This is a genomic window from Psychrobacter okhotskensis (assembly GCF_013248965.1).
Lineage (GTDB): Bacteria > Pseudomonadota > Gammaproteobacteria > Pseudomonadales > Moraxellaceae > Psychrobacter > Psychrobacter okhotskensis.
The window spans coordinates 52,499-69,174 of the sequence record NZ_JABRVQ010000020.1 but is presented as its reverse complement, the minus strand read 5'-3'; the positions used below and the strand labels follow the sequence as shown (position 1 = coordinate 69,174).

Annotated in this window: 16 protein-coding genes; 6 read left to right on the top strand and 10 right to left on the bottom strand. The window is 41.7% G+C overall.

Annotation, left to right across the window (positions count from 1 at the left end):
• Nucleotides 1–147 precede the first annotated feature (147 nt).
• Nucleotides 148–576: a hypothetical protein gene (locus tag HQR03_RS14125; RefSeq protein WP_045452405.1), complete on the bottom strand. Its 429-nt coding sequence runs from the start codon at nt 574–576 to the stop codon at nt 148–150.
• A gap of 135 nt (nt 577–711) precedes the next feature.
• Nucleotides 712–1,647, bottom strand: a complete 936-nt coding sequence (locus tag HQR03_RS10395; protein ID WP_173240122.1) for a LysR family transcriptional regulator — start codon at nt 1,645–1,647, stop codon at nt 712–714.
• Between the two features lie 162 nt (nt 1,648–1,809).
• Between HQR03_RS10395 and HQR03_RS10390 the strand changes: the two genes are divergently transcribed.
• The 5 genes from HQR03_RS10390 to HQR03_RS14220 all read left to right on the top strand — a co-directional run bounded on the left by HQR03_RS10390 (nt 1,810) and on the right by HQR03_RS14220 (nt 5,375).
• A complete protein-coding gene (locus HQR03_RS10390) occupies nt 1,810–2,757 on the top strand; it encodes a glutathione S-transferase family protein (protein WP_045452401.1) in 948 nt (315 codons plus the stop codon).
• A 21-nt stretch (nt 2,758–2,778) separates the two neighbouring features.
• Nucleotides 2,779–3,597 carry a DODA-type extradiol aromatic ring-opening family dioxygenase gene (locus HQR03_RS10385; protein ID WP_045452399.1) on the top strand — a complete coding sequence of 273 codons (819 nt, stop codon included), beginning with the start codon at nt 2,779–2,781 and terminating at the stop codon, nt 3,595–3,597.
• A 97-nt stretch (nt 3,598–3,694) separates the two neighbouring features.
• Nucleotides 3,695–4,498, top strand: a complete 804-nt coding sequence (locus HQR03_RS10380; RefSeq protein ID WP_101210644.1) for an SDR family NAD(P)-dependent oxidoreductase — start codon at nt 3,695–3,697, stop codon at nt 4,496–4,498.
• A gap of 49 nt (nt 4,499–4,547) precedes the next feature.
• Entirely contained in the window at nt 4,548–4,820 is a 273-nt protein-coding gene (locus tag HQR03_RS14225) for a DUF2218 domain-containing protein (protein ID WP_101210643.1), read from the top strand.
• Nucleotides 4,821–4,991: 171 nt separating this feature from the next.
• Entirely contained in the window at nt 4,992–5,375 is a 384-nt protein-coding gene (locus HQR03_RS14220; RefSeq protein WP_227692073.1) for a cytochrome b, read from the top strand.
• Nucleotides 5,376–5,489: 114 nt separating this feature from the next.
• Here HQR03_RS14220 and HQR03_RS10370 read toward each other — a convergent pair whose 3' ends face one another.
• The 6 genes from HQR03_RS10370 to HQR03_RS10345 all read right to left on the bottom strand — a co-directional run bounded on the left by HQR03_RS10370 (nt 5,490) and on the right by HQR03_RS10345 (nt 13,391).
• A complete protein-coding gene (locus HQR03_RS10370; protein WP_173240121.1) occupies nt 5,490–6,299 on the bottom strand; it encodes a M48 family metallopeptidase in 810 nt (269 codons plus the stop codon).
• 6 nt (nt 6,300–6,305) lie between these two features.
• Complete coding sequence (locus tag HQR03_RS10365) at nt 6,306–9,632, bottom strand: type I restriction endonuclease subunit R (protein ID WP_173240120.1); 3,327 nt, start codon at nt 9,630–9,632, stop codon at nt 6,306–6,308.
• Between the two features lie 71 nt (nt 9,633–9,703).
• Nucleotides 9,704–10,696 carry a restriction endonuclease gene (locus HQR03_RS10360; RefSeq protein WP_173240119.1) on the bottom strand — a complete coding sequence of 331 codons (993 nt, stop codon included), beginning with the start codon at nt 10,694–10,696 and terminating at the stop codon, nt 9,704–9,706.
• A gap of 79 nt (nt 10,697–10,775) precedes the next feature.
• Entirely contained in the window at nt 10,776–11,456 is a 681-nt protein-coding gene (locus HQR03_RS10355; protein ID WP_173240118.1) for a hypothetical protein, read from the bottom strand.
• A 61-nt stretch (nt 11,457–11,517) separates the two neighbouring features.
• Entirely contained in the window at nt 11,518–12,579 is a 1,062-nt protein-coding gene (locus HQR03_RS10350) for a hypothetical protein (protein ID WP_173240117.1), read from the bottom strand.
• A complete protein-coding gene (locus tag HQR03_RS10345) occupies nt 12,576–13,391 on the bottom strand; it encodes a restriction endonuclease subunit S (protein WP_173240116.1) in 816 nt (271 codons plus the stop codon). Before HQR03_RS10345 ends, HQR03_RS10350 begins: the two co-directional genes overlap by 4 nt.
• A gap of 77 nt (nt 13,392–13,468) precedes the next feature.
• On the opposite strand from HQR03_RS10345, the gene HQR03_RS10340 reads away from it, so the two are divergent.
• Complete coding sequence (locus HQR03_RS10340; RefSeq protein ID WP_173240115.1) at nt 13,469–14,683, top strand: IS256 family transposase; 1,215 nt, start codon at nt 13,469–13,471, stop codon at nt 14,681–14,683.
• On the opposite strand, the gene HQR03_RS10335 is transcribed toward HQR03_RS10340, so the two are convergent.
• Entirely contained in the window at nt 14,675–15,124 is a 450-nt protein-coding gene (locus HQR03_RS10335) for a restriction endonuclease subunit S domain-containing protein (RefSeq protein WP_173240114.1), read from the bottom strand. The two genes, HQR03_RS10340 and HQR03_RS10335, sit on opposite strands and share 9 nt — an antisense overlap.
• Entirely contained in the window at nt 15,114–16,649 is a 1,536-nt protein-coding gene (locus HQR03_RS10330; protein ID WP_173240113.1) for a type I restriction-modification system subunit M, read from the bottom strand. The genes HQR03_RS10335 and HQR03_RS10330 overlap by 11 nt, the downstream gene beginning before the upstream one ends.
• Between the last annotated feature and the right edge of the window lie 27 nt (nt 16,650–16,676).

Genomic DNA, 16,676 nt, shown 5'->3' with positions numbered 1-16,676 from the left:
AGTGTTTCATAACGTTCTGATATGTAGGAGTTGAAGTTTGAAATGCAACACGGCACATCTTACTCTTCAACTCATTCTTTTAAAACGTTGCACTTCTTATTTGAATCTAGGCTGTCCTTAACCGCATCTAGCTACGTTTAGCCACTTCTAGCTATCTGCAAGATACCAAGTTTGATCTTTAGAAGCCACTAGGCTATCACGGCACATTTTCTGTAATAGATTACGCACCTTGTTTTTACGCTGTTTATCATTTAGTACTTGCGGTAATTTATTAGTCAGCATCTTATCAAAGTCAGCTAGTCTACCCAGACGATAGTCTTGATGACCAATGGCATTACTTAATGCTTCACGGATGATATAGAGGTCGTACTGCTGCACCTCTTCAGGGAACAACGTACCAGCAGGCATGTAGCGGTAATTTAGATTGCGAATTTTGTTATACACCTCGTCCAAGGCTAACAAAAATGGTGGCGAAAAATGCTCATAGTCTTTTTCAATACCATCAACGCCCTTTAGAATCCAAGTGATATGTGCTTGCGCTGGACTTAAAAAATACGTGGATTCATAACGTCCCAATAAAATAATCGCTGTGTTAGTTTAGGGGATAGTTACAAGCGGATACTAACAGCAATATCTCAACCGCTGTAAAGTGTAGTAGCATAAAAAATAGCAAGCCGCATCTATCTTAGGAGAAGCTAGTTATCCAGTGCCTCACGTATTACTGAGCAACTGGCTTTTGGCTATAGACTCATCCCAATAAGGCGGCGCTCCATAATAGTCTTCCATAAAATCGATAAAACACCTGACTTTGTGCGGTAGTAGCTTTCTATGGGCGTAGACGGCATATAAACCTAAGCGTTTAGGTTCAAGTTCAGGCAATACTATCACCAGCTTGCCACTGCTAACTGCTTCACTGACAATAAATGTCGGCTGTAATACCAATCCTGCACCTTCAATAGCTCCTTCTACCAACACATCACCGTTATTACTAAGAAACTCACTACCTTGCTTGAGAATCTTCGCCTTTAATAATTGGTAGACCTCTTCCTTCGCGTCCATGTTCATATAGCTATAATGTAAATAGCGATGTTTCTCTAAATCTTCAGGCTTATCGAGTGTGTCATGCTTTTTCAAATATTCAGGCGACGCACACAGAACCACACGAATAGGTGCCACTTCCTTCGCAATAAGTGATGAGCTTTTCAGTTGACCTATACGCAGTGCAATATCAAACCCTTCTTCAACAATATCGACTTTACGATCAGTCAATTGTAGATCGACTGTGACCAATGGATAACGGATCTGAAAGTCAGTGACTAATTTAGCCATATGTTTTAAAGCAAAAGATACTGGCGCACTTATGCGCAACACACCTTTAGGGTTTTGCTGCAAACCACTTAGTTGCGACTCCATATCATCCATACTCAATAAAATCTGCTGCGCATGACCAAAGTAATGACTACCAGCTTCGGTGAGGCTTACTTTACGGGTGGTACGATTCAGCAGACGATTATTTAGCTGCTCCTCCAACTTAGAGACATATTTGCTCACCAATTGAGGTGACAGTTGCAGAGTATTTGCCGCATTAGTAAAGCTGCCTTCGGTCACCACCGCTACAAAGGCACGCATCGCATCGATTCTATCCATATTTTGCCCTGTTTTTCTTTAACTATCGAAATTGAACAATAAAGCCATTATCAACGATATGTTGTTAATTAATCAATATCACCTATCTTACTCTTTTTTTATGTTGATGGTAAAGTAGGGTCATGCTTTTTAAAAGCAATCATCTGACTAGGAGTAAGTATTATGTTAATCAATGGCAATTGGACTGAAGACTGGCAACCGGTACAAGCAGAAGACGAACAAGGGCGTTTTATTCGTCAAACCTCATCGTTCCGTCATTGGATTACTGCTGATGGACAAGCAGGACCAACGGGTACTGGGGGCTTTAAAGCAGAAAAAGACCGCTATCATCTATACGTAGCGCTGATTTGCCCTTGGGCCTCACGTACCTTGATGGCACGTCAGTTAAAAGGTCTGCAAGATATAATCGATATTACCGTGGTCAATCCGCAGCTTGGCAATCAAGGCTGGCAGTTTGGTGGCTTTGACGGTGCTGACAGTGATCCTATTAATCATGCCCAATTTGCTCATCAACTTTATACCAAAGCAGACCCTCAATTTACCGGACGCGCGACTGTACCTGTGCTTTGGGACAAAAAAACCAATACTATCGTTAATAATGAGTCTGCTGATATCTTACGTATGCTAAATACCGCTTTTACAGAACTCGTGCCAAATTACGTTGACTTGTTTCCAAAAGAGCTTGCTGATGATATCGAAGCCCTAAACTTAGTTATCTATGAGAATTTAAACAACGGCGTATACAAAGCAGGATTTGCGACGACACAAGGGGCTTATGAAGAAGCTTATCAGCAAGTATTTGACACCTTAGATATGCTTGAGGCGCGCCTGAGTGATGGTCGTCATTATCTATTTGGTGAGCAGCTGACGGAAACAGATATTCGACTGTTTGTGACTTTAGTACGTTTTGATGCCGCTTATCACGGTCTATTTAAATGCAACCGTAACTTGATCAAAGATATGAGTTCTCTACATGCTTATATGCTACGAATCTTAGCGCTTGATGGCATTTCAGAGACGGTGAGTATCAAGCACATCAAAGCAGGCTATTACTCTATCAAAGCGTTAAATCCCAATGGAATCGTGCCCACAGGGCCTGAACATATTTAGCAAGATAAAGGAGTAAAGTTCATGAATAATGAATCAACCACAGTCAAGCAACCTGTATTGTTTATACCTCATGGTGCCGGGCCTTGTTTTTTTATGGATTGGCAACCAGCAGACACTTGGGATCAGATGGCTGACTTTTTAACTAATAGCTCAAATGGTTTGCCAGAGCGTCCCAAAGCTATTTTAATAGTCAGTGCCCATTGGCAAACGCGGGAGTTTAGTATTACTGCCAGCAAGCAGCCTGAGCTGATTTATGATTACTCTGGCTTCCCTGAGCATACGTATCAGCTGACTTATCCAGCAGCTGGTGCGCCAGTACTGGCTGAGCGAATTGGTCATTTGCTCATCGATGCTGGTTTAAGCAATAAGCAGGACAGTTCCAGAGGTTTTGATCATGGGGTGTTTATTCCACTGAAACTGATGTTCCCTGACGCCGATATTCCAGTAGTACAGCTATCTCTGCGTCATGATTTAGACCCAAAAGTACATCTAAGAGCGGGCCAAGCGCTTGCCTCACTACGTGATGAAGGCGTGTTGATCGTAGGCAGTGGTATGAGCTTTCATAATATGCGCGGCTATGGTGATTCGAGTTTTACCGCACCGTCAGTAATATTTGACGAGTGGCTAACGACAGCAGTTGCAGCTAATGCAGATGAGCGCTTTGCAGCGCTTGCTAATTGGCCAGAGGCACCTCATGCATTGGATTCTCATCTATTAGGTGCGGAGGAGCATTTGCTACCTTTAATGGTTGCCGTAGGGGCAGCAGGAACAGATAGAGGTAAGAAAACATATTCTCAGCAAGTCATGAAAACTCAGATTTCAGCCTTTCAGTTTGGCTAAATTTATTAATCTGATATTCATTTAATTCTTTATAAACTGATACTCACAAAGCAGCAAACATACATAGACAAAAATTATTTATAAACGGAGAAATATTATGAACATCGACCTTAATGGAAAAACAGCACTCGTCACAGGTTCAACTGCGGGTATTGGCCTCGCTATTGCAACAGGTCTTGCCAAAGCTGGCGCACAAGTCACTATCGTTGGTCGCGATCAAGCTGGCGTTGATGAGGCGATCAAACAGCTTCAACAAGCTGATGCTGTTAATGATGCCAATAATATAAAAGGCATTGTTGCTGATGCGGGGACGGCTGGTGGCTGTCAGACAATTATCAACACCTTGCCAGAAGTAGATATCTTAGTGAACAATCTAGGGATTTATGGCGCCACCCCTTTCTTTGATATTGATGACAATGCTTGGGAGGAGATGTTCCAAATTAATGTCATGAGCGGTGTCCGTCTGTCGCGGCATTATGCAAAAGCAATGAAGGAAAAAGGTTGGGGTCGTATTCAGTTTATCTCTAGTGAATCGGCATTGAATATCCCAGCTGAAATGGTGCACTACGGCGTGACTAAAGCAGCTATTCAAGGCGTATCACGTGGTCTTGCCAAAGTGTTAGCGGGCAGCGGTGTGACAGTGAATAGTATTTTGCCAGGACCGACTCGAACCGAGGGCGCAAAAGCCATGATGCAAGAACTGGCGGATGAGCGCGGCGTCTCAGCGGAGGAGATGGAAGGCGTATTCTTAGATGAGAACCGTCCATCAACGCTACTTAAGCGTTTTGCAACCCCTGAAGAAATTGCCAACATGAGTGTCTATATTGCCTCAACACAAGCGAGCGCAACCACGGGTTCAGCACTACGGGTTGAAGGTGGTATTGTAGAAAGTATTGCTTAACGAGTTTTAGACGGTAAGTTTCTATCATTAATAATAAGGGTATTTAATTATGCTAACATCTAGCGCAACGATACAAACACAAAATCCGCAGCAAATAATGAATCGACTGTGCAAGCACTGGGCACATAAGCTGCCCGTTACCCTAAGCTCAGATAAAGGTGAGATTGAGCTGCCCATGGGTGTCTGTCAGATGTATTGTACTGACTTACTGATAGTAACACTCAAAAGTGATACCGAGCAGTTGCCAAAATTACAGCAAGTTGTCAGTGATCATTTGCTACGTATGGCTGGCAAAGAGACGCTTGTTATCGAATGGGCTTAATTGAGCATCACAGCCAATACAAGAAGAAAAGGTTATGAATATTGATTCGAAAGAGCGCTATGGTCGCATTAGCAAATTTTTCACTGGAGTATGACAGTATTAATCTTCTGGTAGTTACTTAAGTTCACTGACCGTATCAGCGACGGCGAGCATTGGATCGGTCAGACGTTAGTGCCTTGGCATGTTTCTATTGGTGTTCTATTGCTCGTATTAGTTGTCCTGAGACTGATGTGGGTCGCTTCGCAACGCCATCAACGTCCAGTACACGAGCCAACCACTGCCAAGCTGGTTATCGCTGGTCATGGTTTGCTTTACGCGTGTATGTTACTGCTGCCGCTAGCTGGAATCATGATAATGATTGGTGGAGGCTATGGCCTAACCGCATTCGGCTTTGATATCTTTGCTGAAGGTGAAAAGGTTGCTTGGGCGGCAACGCTGGGTCAACTGCATGCACCACTGGCTTGGATGCTGACAGCACTAATCATTGTCCACACTGCTATGGCTTTGTATCATCATTACATTAAAAAGGATAACACCTTAAAGCGGATGCTGTAGTGCCTTTAAAATTACTACAGAATAACTCTATTGAGTAGCATAGTGAAGCGCCTCGAGTATATCGGAGGCTGATATTTTTCCAAAAAACCATCTTAAACTATCTAGCTCCAAATTTTACTCATTCAAGTAAAACTCAGCCATCCCGTCGAGCCTAGCCTTCACCTCTTTCCAGTTCGGCATTACTTGCGTTAATAGGCGCCAAAAGTTCTCGCTATGGTTATGCTCAGCTATATGACACAGCTCATGCAATATCACGTAATCAATGCACTCCTTTGGGGCTTTTATTAAATGAGGATTTAATATTAAATTGCCTTTAATTGAGCAGCTCCCCCATTGCTTTTTCATGGTCATTAATTTTATTGAGGGACTACTCTCGACCCACGAGGCCTTATATAGCAAGGCTTCAAGCCTCTCTCTAGAGACCGACGTAAATTTATCTTTATACCATTTATCAATCAAGCTTTTCACGAGAACTGCTTGTTTTTCAGAGTCTAATTCAGAATCAATTTGAGACAATTCCACATTCAGCTTACCGCGACTAAGCTTCACAGTACTGTTGATCCCATCGTTAGCTTCTGCATCGGTTATCACTTTTAACACATAACGACGACCCAGATAAAACTGGGTTTCACCGCTAACATATCGTTTGGGTAATACATGGTTTTTTTGCTTAGTAAAGTCTTGCAGACTTTGCCATATCCAACGAGCACGTTTCATTATAGCGTCATGGATTATTTCTTCGCTGGCATCGACAGGTGCGGTGGCAACCACACGCTGATCAGGATGTACTTTGATGACCACTTTTCGGGGTTTGGTCTTCTTAGCAATCAGCTTATCGCTTTCAGGCTTATTTTTTACTTTTTTACGTACTACTTCATAATGAATCTTATCTTGACCATAATAAAAGTCACCATTTTCAGTCATTGCCTACTATCCTCTTGCTGCTCTTGGGCTATTTGTCTCTCTCGACAGCCCAAGTCGGGTAATCTTTAGTACCTCTTCGATGAGCTGTTGCGCTTTATCGATACCCAAATCCATGAATAACATTGGCAGCAATTTGACACTGATAGCATTCTCGATTTCTGCTGGATTAATAGAATACTCAGCCACTGCTGTCTTAACTATTTTATCAATCTCAAAAGCGTAGGTGACCAGCTTGTCATTATCTAGCTCTTTATCCACTAAAAAGTCCGCGTCAAATAAATGCTTAAACAAACCAAAATAAGCCTGAGCATGCTTGTTTAATTTGCCACTATCATCGATAAACGCATTCGGCACATCAGCAACAACACGGTCTTTTACTGCTTGCTCAAAGTCAGCAAACATCATGTACTGCTTTACAGGTGCATCAAACATCGCCTTGGCATCAGCAATCGCTTGCTTAAGTAGTTTAGAGAAGTACTCTTGCGCATAAGGATCATCAGCCAAATCTTGCTCAATCATCTTAGTGACACGACCAGTGATTTTATCGGTTTGGTTGCGTGCTTCATTATCACTGAGCGCTTCGGGTTTAACATTCTTACCTAAGTTGCCGACCAAGTAAGCCCCTTTTGCTTCGCGAACTTCAAGGCCTGCGATATGCTTATCAAGCAAGCTGCGAATATCTGCTTCATATTCATCATAGTCGATGGTTTCATCTGCATCTTCACGGACTTGCTTACGTAGATTGATAAAGGCTTTTAGATCGGCTTTATAGCGATCACGTTTGTTATCAAATGGTTTATCTGCAAAGAAAGACGCCGATTGCAACGCAATTTTCATAGCGTTAGAAAATGCGGTCAAAGCCGCATAAAAGTCATCACGCTCTTTAAGCTTGGTATCGACTACTCTGCCGTCGATCTCTTGCATCTTTGGCGCCAGCACCTGCCTTAACGCTTGACCGTCTTGCTTATTTTTTACCGATGAGAAGATCGCCCACAGCTCACTATGTAACCTCGGTAGCTGTTTGTACTCGGTATCCATCGCGTGATACAGGCCTTTAAGGTCTTCGATATCAAAGCCACCTTGCGTACGTTCCGCTAAATCTTGGTACTTCTCAATAGTAATATCCAGCTCTTTTAAGATGCCACGATAATCAATCAGATAACCAAAGCGTTTTTTCTCATGCAAACGATTCACCCGCGCAATCGCCTGAATAAGATTGTGCTGCTTTAATGGTTTATCTATATATAGCACAGTGTTCTTGGGCTCATCAAAGCCCGTTAATAGCTTATCGACGACGATCATAATGTCAGGACCATCGTCCTGACTGAAGGCTTCTATAATGGCTTTGGTGTATGCTTTTTCATCACCGCCGTACTCTTTGGCGACATTATCTTGCCACCAGTTTTGTACGATGTCTTTTGATTCGCCATCGACAGTATCGTGACCTTCGCGGGTATCAGGTGGTGACATCGCAACCACGGACGTCACTTTGCCAATCTTATCTAAGGCGATCTTGTAGCGGATAGCTGAGGCTTTAGAATCACAAGCCAGTTGGCCTTTTAAATGCTGCTGTTTAAAGTTCTGGAAATGATCAGAGATGTCATGAGCAATCAGCTCGATACGACCCTCAGTTTGGTAAATTTGACCTTTTTGAGAGAACTTACGCTTGAGATCATTCTTTTGATCCTCGCTAAGCTTTTGAGTGATACGGTCAAACCAAGCATCGATAGCGGCGTCATTGGTATTGAGCTCAGGGACACGCTCTTCATATAAGAGTGGCGTGACGGTTTTGTCTTTGACCGCTTGCTGCATGGTGTAGGAGTGAATGATGCTACCAAATTTGTTTTCGGTCTTATCGTCCTTTAGCAAGGGCGTACCCGTAAAGGCGATAAAGGCAGCATTTGGCAGGGCTTGTGCCATGCGAATATTGTTCTCACCGTTTTGGCTACGGTGACCTTCATCGACCATGACGATGATGTTTGGGCTGTCGTTATAACATTCATCATACTTAACGGCTGAGCCAAACTTATTAATAATGGAGAAAATAACCCGCTCATTACCCTGCCCAATCTGCTGCGCTAGACGGCGACCAGAAGTTGCCATCGCATCCGTTTTGTCGCGATCACTAAGCACACCACCAGAAGCAAAGGTTTTACTAAGCTGAGTTTCAAGATCAACACGGTCGGTGACGACAATAACACGGCACTTGGCGAGCTCTTCTAACCAAATGAGCGCCTTGGAGAAAAACACCATAGTGAAAGATTTACCACTGCCTGTAGTATGCCAAATCACTCCACCCTCACGACTACCCTTCTCATCAAAGGTGCTAATACGTTCAATCAGGGCTTTGATACCAAAAACTTGCTGATAACGAGCAACAATTTTGCCAGCCTTTTTATCAAACAAGGTAAACATGCGCGTCATTTCAAGCAAACGCTCAGGCTGCAAAAGACTGATGATTAAGCGATCTTGGTCAGTGACGACTAAATCACCGCTATCAACTAATGACTGATATTCCTCTTTGATAGAGGTAGGACGATCACTAAACAAATTATCAATCTGCTTAGGACTAAGTACTTGGTTCTTTAAACGATGGAACTCAGGCTCAGAGATCTCTTCTTCAACCCATTTTGCCCAAAACTTCTCAGGCGTACCGCAGGTAGCATACAGACCATCATTACCATTGACCGCTAGTAATAACTGGCTATAGGCAAATAGATGCGGGATTTGTTTTTGACCTTGGTTACGGATGTGCTGGGAGACGGCTTGCGCATTGGTTGACTGCCACTCTCTACTCGAATCAGGGCGTTTAGCTTCAATCACTGCCAGTGGTAGACCATTCACAAAGCAGACGATATCAGGAATGATATTACCTGTCCCTTCGGCATTTTGTACGACAAACTCTTCGGTAACGTGAAAGCTGTTGTTGTCGATATGATCCCAATCTATCAAACTGATGGTTTGCGAGGTTTTTTTACCATCGATGAATTCAGTCACGGTCACGCCATAAAGCATGGCGTTATAGAGCTTTTCATTAGCGAGTTGTAAGCCTAAGTTCATGGCTGGGTTTAGCTCGTGCATGATTTTATCTATAGCGCTGTCTGATAAATGATGCGGTGTACCTTCAAACGTAAAGGTTTGCTTGGCTAAAAACGCACGCATAACGGGCAATAATACCACTTGGTTAGTCGCTTCGTTTGTAGCCACTTTTGAACGCATGGCATTGCATTGACTTGGCGGAATAAACTGATAGCCCAGTGTGGTGAGTAAGGTTAAGGCAGGAATTTTTGAGCTAAATTCTTCTGCAAAATTGATGCTAGGGCTGGTATACATACGGTAGCTCGTTATTTATAAGCATTAATAAACATGCATGAAATGAATTTCATACATATTCTGAATTCACATCATAGCAACGTAGGCAAGCTCGATATCCCGAGTGATGAGAGACTGTCATCTGATAACAGATTAAGATTATCGTATATCCAGTTTACGAAATCTGCGCCTGCCAGCACTGTCACATCATGCAACTCTGCAAAATCGGTATTTTTAAATTCCGCTGTTGTGATGAGCACTCTATCAATGTGCGTGTAATCATCTTCATTAATCTCGTACTCTGCCACTTGTCTGATACCGCGATTGCCTGTTGTACCTTCATGATGTTTTACTTGGATAAAAATGCCTTCCTTCTTTTCTGAGAATTCTGAAAAACGTGTCGCAATGACATCGACATCTTGTATGCCCGATTTCTCATTTTTCGCAGGTATACGTGCAGTGTAGTTTTTAGCTTCTAAAATTTCTTTAATAAGGTGTTCAAGACCAATGCCACCAGACTGAAGGTTTATATCTTTATTACTGCGCAATCTAGATAGTAGATCAACTTTAAAATTCTCAGTATTTTGCTGTATTTTAAGTTCTTGTTCATTATTCCATGTATATAGCTTGTCGTTCTTAATCGACTCTATATGCTTATATAACTCATCCGAAAACTCATTCAAATCACAAACAGTCATGCGTATTTTAAGTCTGTTTTGCAGGGCAGTTGATAAGTTACCTCTAGGGATAAAGTAACCGTCCTTATGCTTTAGATATCTGACAGATATTCTATTCTCCCCATACTGAATGCCTTCGGTAATAGGCTGATAACTTTTCTCACCAATTATTTCCGCAACAGCAACTGCTCCAGAAAAAGGAACAATCACATAGTCACCTTGCTTAAGATTAAAATAGCGTTTTATTTGATTGGTTTGGCGCCCTCTACCGATACCTTTGAATCCTTGGTCAATTAAATCTTTGACAGTCTCAAATTGAGAAAAATTAACACTTGCCCAACCATAGCCAATCTGATTATTTTTAATAAGCTTAGGACTTCTGACCATCACAAAATTAACTTGAGCCATTTACCAATTTCCTTTTAGGTGAGATATAAAAACCAACCATGTTCTATATGTATATTAGTATTGCCTAAGAAATGTGAAGCTAGTCACGACATTTTATATAAAGTGATGAGTTGTCATTCCAATCAGCTTTAACACGTACACTTTTATCCGGTAAATACTTATAATTTATCGTGTGTATAACTGGGTCAGCTTCATAATAAAAAGCACCCGTGACATTCAACTCATTTGAAGATATAGGATCTACTCTAATAACTTTAAATCGCTGAGTACCATTTGAAGAGCCTTCACTCTCACTTAAGAATGCTTGGTCGCGATTTGATTTGGGATACTGACATTCACCCCAAGCGCCTTGATACTTTTTAGGAACAATGCTGGACTGCTTTGAATAGACGTAGGAGCCGTTAAACGCCCTTTCAGTAGACGTACAGTTGCTTAAATTCTTTAACTGAATTTCATTGGGTGAAAATCTCGCTTCAATTTGGCAACCTAAGTTAGACTGATAGTCTAGATAACCACTCTCCGGTACCGTAAAAACAACAGTGCTATTGTCTTGAATGGGCTTGGCTTTACTAGTAGTAACAAAGCTAGAGTCGCCAATCATATTGGCAAGAAATAGCTCATAGTGTTTAGCACCTTCATATTCAAAACTGCTTAGATATACTCGCTTATGACTACCGCTAACATAGGTGCCTTCTGCTATAGGGGCAGCCATAGCGGTTAACGGCAGGGTGGCAAATAGCACAAAAGCTTTTTTGAACATGAGGTTATATCTTCTTGTAATCAGTTTTTTATAGCAATTTCATGGGTTTGAGAAACGTCACCTACGGCTGCATACTTTGTGATAGTACTTGTAAAGTTTTGAGTTGTCTTTCTTGGAAGATTCGAAGTAGGTCTGGTAAAATATAATTAAATTTTCTTTCATTAGAATAAAAGAATTTCCTATTGATATAACTTTCTAGTTGCCCATTTTTATCTACATCAGGCAGCAAAAGATAACGTTCGGCCAGTTGGTTGTTCTCGTATCTTTCATATATCCGTGGTTCGTCATCTAATAAACTATTATGGATTAGTTCATTCCGGTAAGATTCTATTTCGACTATAAAAGCATCTTTTTGAAATAATGTTCCTTTACTCCCATTGATATTAAGCTTTTTCCTATCACTATAAAGCTTGTTTTTAGAAGATAATCTAGGATACTTTTCGAAATTGGTTTGAGTTTTTTCAATCTCATAGGCTAGTTTCGTGTGATAATCTAGTAAACTGTGGAGTCTAATGTATATCAATGCCATTAATGCGACAAGCTTATTAGCAGCTGGACTTTTGGAAGTTCTAATCCCCACCTTATTTTGGTCAGGTAATCCTGTAAAATCTGAACTACAATTTAAGATATAGTAAAAGTCTCCAGTTAAATAAAAAATCTCTTTGGTTACTTCTACTACATTTGAAATCAAAGTATAGAAATCTATAGTATATAGAAACTTATAAATTACACCCTTACTCCGATGATTTCTGATGGTATCTATAGATCTAGAAAAATCAAGTTTACTAAACGATATTTCGGGGTTTCTACCGGAATCGAAAAGTATGCGCCAAGTATCTAAATCTAGACATTTCTTAAAATCATTATACTCTTTCATGTTTCCCCAAAGCTTATTTATGAATTTTGAGTATAATGAGTCATAACAACTAAATAAATTTTCTAAACAGAAGCTATTTGAAAAGGACCAATGACCAGTTGGATTATAAAATAGGTAGTCGATATCAGTACTTGGTAAAATAGTTGTTGGTATACCATCGAGTCCTAGAAAAATAGCTTTTTTCTCACTCTGTTCCGTATTCAAAGATGGATCAGCTTTGGTTTTTAAAATTCTATCTTCCATCATGCAACCTCCTCAACAATTACCCGCTTCTTACCCGTCAACAACACCTGCATCAGCGCCTTTTTCTCTTGCTGTAAATCAGCCAATTGCTGCTCAAGCAATTCAATGTCTTTATCGGCATTGGTTAACACGGTGGCGATTTTTTCTTGTTCTTTAATATTAGGAATACTAAATTTCACCAGTGAAAAGGTTGACTGTGTAAAAAAGCCTCTAGCACTACCCTGTTGTGTCAGCATATATCTAGCAATGATATAGCTAGATATATGTTTTAAAAATTCTTGATATAGAATCTGACTATTTGAAGTGCGAAGAGACCACATATTTTGATTCAATAGAGCAGGTAATATTGAGTCATCTACAAAACCTAGTTTCCCCACTGTAGCACCTACCATGACTAGCAAAATATCTTCATCTTTTAATTCATATTTTGAAAATTCTTTTGCTGTATTTTCAGGTATGGAAACACAGTCGGTTAAATCAATATTTCCAGACGAATCAATATTAGTAACCCTTACTATTTTATAGCCATATTCTGAATACTGTTCACTTTTAAACGCATGTCCTCTTCCTATAGAGACTACTTCGTCTAACCTAACCTCTTCCCACTCACTCTCAAACCGCTTACCCTCATCATCAAGCAAACGCTTTTTACCCGTCAGCAATTGCTGCATCAAGGCTTTTTTCTGCTGGGTACTATTTTCAATCAAACGCTCAGTAGTGCTAATCGCTTTATCCCAAGTGGATAGGATTTTGGCGATTTTTTGTTGTTCTTGAAAGGGTGGAACTGGTACTTTAAATTTAGCAATATCAGCCAAATTTAAAGAAGGTTGTACGCCGGGAGTTTCCTAAAAAGTGTGTAACTGCTTATAATCCAATAACAGGAGAATAAGCAATGACTACTCAATCTGACATTAAAAAACTGGCTGAGCAAATGGCTGGTAGCATGAAAAGCTTTGATGATATCAAAGACTTCCAGAAGCAGCTCATGCAATCTTTTATCGACACTGCCCTTGAAGCTGAGATGGAAGACCATCTCGGCTACCCCAAGCATGAAAAGGCAGACAAGCCAAATAAACGCAATGGGCACACTAAAAAGACAGTTCGCAGTGACACAGGCGAACTTGAAATCTCCACCCCAAGAGACCGTAATGGTGACTTTGAACCTGCGTTAGTGCGTAAGCATCAAAGTCGTATCTCAGGCCTTGATGACAAGATCATATTCCTTTACGCCAAAGGTCAAACCACCACCGAGATTGTAGAGAGCATCAAAGAGCTCTACGATGTAGATATCTCAAGTACATTGGTTTCAAGAGTCACCGATAATATCTTAGACGACATCACCGCTTGGCAGAACCGACCACTGAGCAGCGTCTATCCTATCGTCTATTTGGACTGCATCGTCGTCAAGGTGCGCCAAGACAAACAAATCATCAACAAGGCTATCTACCTGGCACTAGGTGTTGCTCTTAACGGTAAGAAAGAGCTGCTTGGTATGTGGCTATCAGAGAATGAGGGCGCTAAGTTCTGGCTGGGTGTACTCACTGAACTACAAAATCGCGGGGTTCAAGATATTCTTATTGCCTGTGTAGACGGCCTAAAAGGCTTCCCTGATGCCATTAATACGGTCTACCCTAACGCTCAGGTTCAGCTGTGTATCGTGCATATGGTGCGCTATTCGATGAAGTTCGTACCTTGGACGGATAAAAAGGCCGTAGCGGCTGATTTAAAGGCCATCTATGGCGCTGATACCCTCGAGATGGCAGAGGCTAATCTTGAGCACTTTGATGAGGTGTGGGGCGATAAGTACCCACATGTCATCAAGTCTTGGCGTAATAACTGGGAGGGCTTAACGGTGTTCTTTGAGTATCCGAAAGACATCAGAAAAGCCATCTATACCACCAATGCTATTGAGTCTTTAAACAGCGTGATTCGGACAGCGGTGAATAAACGTAAGGTGTTCCCATCTGATCAAGCTGCATTTAAAGTGGTGTACTTAGCCACCCAGCAAGCATCCAAAAAATGGTCGATGCCAATCCGTAACTGGACGTCTGCTCTTAATCGCTTTATGATTATGTTTGATGATCGTATCAGTAAGCATTTAATCTAAATGGCAGTTACACAGAATTCGGGATGGTCTCTGTACGCCAGATTTCGCATAGCGATAAATTTCTTTTTTACCAATTCCTGAACTCATTACCGAGTAGAAAAAATTAGCATCGTGTTCATCAAAAGAGAGTCTAGCTGTCTGTTGCGTTATATTCGCACCTTCTAAATCTTCAGGCACTATAGCTGTATTTCCAATACTACCAACTATAGTTAGTAGTACATCTCCTTTTCGAACTTTAGATCTTTTATAAGACTGATGCATTTGGTCAGAAACACGATAAATGCTCTCTATAGGTTGCCATCCAAAAGAATAATCTTTCGCCCGAATCATCAAATTTCCATTAGGTTCATAAGGACCTGGCACAACTATTCCGTATGTTATTTTTCTAGTCTTAGAGACTACATCTTCTAACTTTTTAACCTCCCATCCCTTAGGCACCATAACCTAACTCCTTTAAAAACCCTGCCATCTCAGTCTCTAACTTATCCAATTCAGTCTTTAATTCAAGACGCTCAGCACGTACCGCGTCCAAATCAATCTCCGCCTCTTCCTCAAACGTATCGACATAGCGTGGAATGTTTAGGTTAAAGTCGTTTTCTTTAATCTCATCAAAGCTCGCTAGATACGCGTATTTATCGACACTTTCTCGTGACTTATACGTCTCAATAATTTTAGCAATATTATCCTCAGTGAGTTGGTTTTGATTTTTACCTGACTTGAACTCATTGCTGGCATCGATGAACAGTACATTGTCATCAGTTTTGTTCTTTTTAAACAGCAAAATCGCCGCTGGAATACCCGTGCCAAAGAACAGCTTTTCTGGTAAGCCAATCACCGTATCGAGCAGGTTCTCTTCGATGAGTTGCTGACGGATTTTGCCTTCACTGGATGCACGGAACAGCACGCCATGCGGTACGACCACGCCCATACGCCCAGTCGCAGGTTTGAGCGTTTCGATCATATGACTGATAAAGGCATAGTCGCCCTTGGTCTTGGGCGGTACACCGCGATGAAAGCGACCATAGGGATCGCTGCTGGCATCTTCATGACCCCATTTATCCAATGAAAACGGCGGGTTGGCGGTCACCACATCGAACTGTAATAAGTGACCGTCTTTATCGAGTAGCAGCGGATTACGAATGGTATCGCCCCACTCGATACGGTGGTTGTCCTCACCGTGTAGGAACATATTCATCTTTGCCAATGCCCATGTCGAGCCAATGGCTTCTTGACCGTATAGCGCATACTTCTTAGAATTTGAGTTTTTGCGTACCATCGCCCCGCACTTGATGAGTAGCGACCCTGAACCACACGCCGGATCACAGATTTCATCACCTTCGACAGGCTCAAGGATAGTCGCTAGCAAATTGGATACTTCGGGCGGCGTATAGAACTCACCCGCCGTCGCCCCACTACTGGCGGCAAAATGCTTGATTAAAAACTCGTAGGCATTACCAATCACGTCTAAACTGCCAACGCGCTCAACGCTTAGGTTAAGAATATCTTTGCCAAAGTCTTCTAATAAATGCCGCAGTAATTCGTTCTTTTGCTTTTCTTGACCGAGTTTATCAGTGTTAAAGCTAATGTCTTGGAAGACGTTTTTGAGCTTAGTACCGTTAGCCTCCTCAATCGCATGAAGCGCTTCATCGATACGTTGACCGTTGCCTGGCTGATGACGCTGCTCGTATAGATCCCAAAAGCTTGCGCCCTCAGGTAAGACAAAACGCTGCTTGGACATCATGGCATGGATCAGTTCTGGATTGTCACCAAACTGCTCAACCAGCTTGTTGTACTCATCACGATAGACGTCGGATAGATACTTGAGAAACAGCATGGTCAAAATAAAGTCTTTATAGGTATCAGCGCTGATGACGCCACGGAAGGTGTCACAGGCGTTCCATACGGCTTTGTTGATATCGTCTTGATTGATTTGGCTGGTATTATTATGAGTGGTACTGGTCGACATTTATGATTCCTAAATACTTGGGAATGT

Bases quoted from the DNA above. Each gene is read 5' to 3' on its own strand.
- HQR03_RS10395 (WP_173240122.1), bottom strand. From the start codon at position 1,647: ATGGATAGAATCGATGCGATGCGTGCCTTTGTAGCGGTGGTGACCGAA.
- HQR03_RS10390 (WP_045452401.1), top strand. From the start codon at position 1,810: ATGTTAATCAATGGCAATTGGACTGAAGACTGGCAACCGGTACAAGCA.
- HQR03_RS10385 (WP_045452399.1), top strand. From the start codon at position 2,779: ATGAATAATGAATCAACCACAGTCAAGCAACCTGTATTGTTTATACCT.
- HQR03_RS10380 (WP_101210644.1), top strand. From the start codon at position 3,695: ATGAACATCGACCTTAATGGAAAAACAGCACTCGTCACAGGTTCAACT.
- HQR03_RS14225 (WP_101210643.1), top strand. From the start codon at position 4,548: ATGCTAACATCTAGCGCAACGATACAAACACAAAATCCGCAGCAAATA.
- HQR03_RS10370 (WP_173240121.1), bottom strand. From the start codon at position 6,299: ATGACTGAAAATGGTGACTTTTATTATGGTCAAGATAAGATTCATTAT.
- HQR03_RS10365 (WP_173240120.1), bottom strand. From the start codon at position 9,632: ATGTATACCAGCCCTAGCATCAATTTTGCAGAAGAATTTAGCTCAAAA.
- HQR03_RS10360 (WP_173240119.1), bottom strand. From the start codon at position 10,696: ATGGCTCAAGTTAATTTTGTGATGGTCAGAAGTCCTAAGCTTATTAAA.
- HQR03_RS10355 (WP_173240118.1), bottom strand. From the start codon at position 11,456: ATGTTCAAAAAAGCTTTTGTGCTATTTGCCACCCTGCCGTTAACCGCT.
- HQR03_RS10350 (WP_173240117.1), bottom strand. From the start codon at position 12,579: ATGATGGAAGATAGAATTTTAAAAACCAAAGCTGATCCATCTTTGAAT.
- HQR03_RS10340 (WP_173240115.1), top strand. From the start codon at position 13,469: ATGACTACTCAATCTGACATTAAAAAACTGGCTGAGCAAATGGCTGGT.
- HQR03_RS10335 (WP_173240114.1), bottom strand. From the start codon at position 15,124: ATGGTGCCTAAGGGATGGGAGGTTAAAAAGTTAGAAGATGTAGTCTCT.
- HQR03_RS10330 (WP_173240113.1), bottom strand. From the start codon at position 16,649: ATGTCGACCAGTACCACTCATAATAATACCAGCCAAATCAATCAAGAC.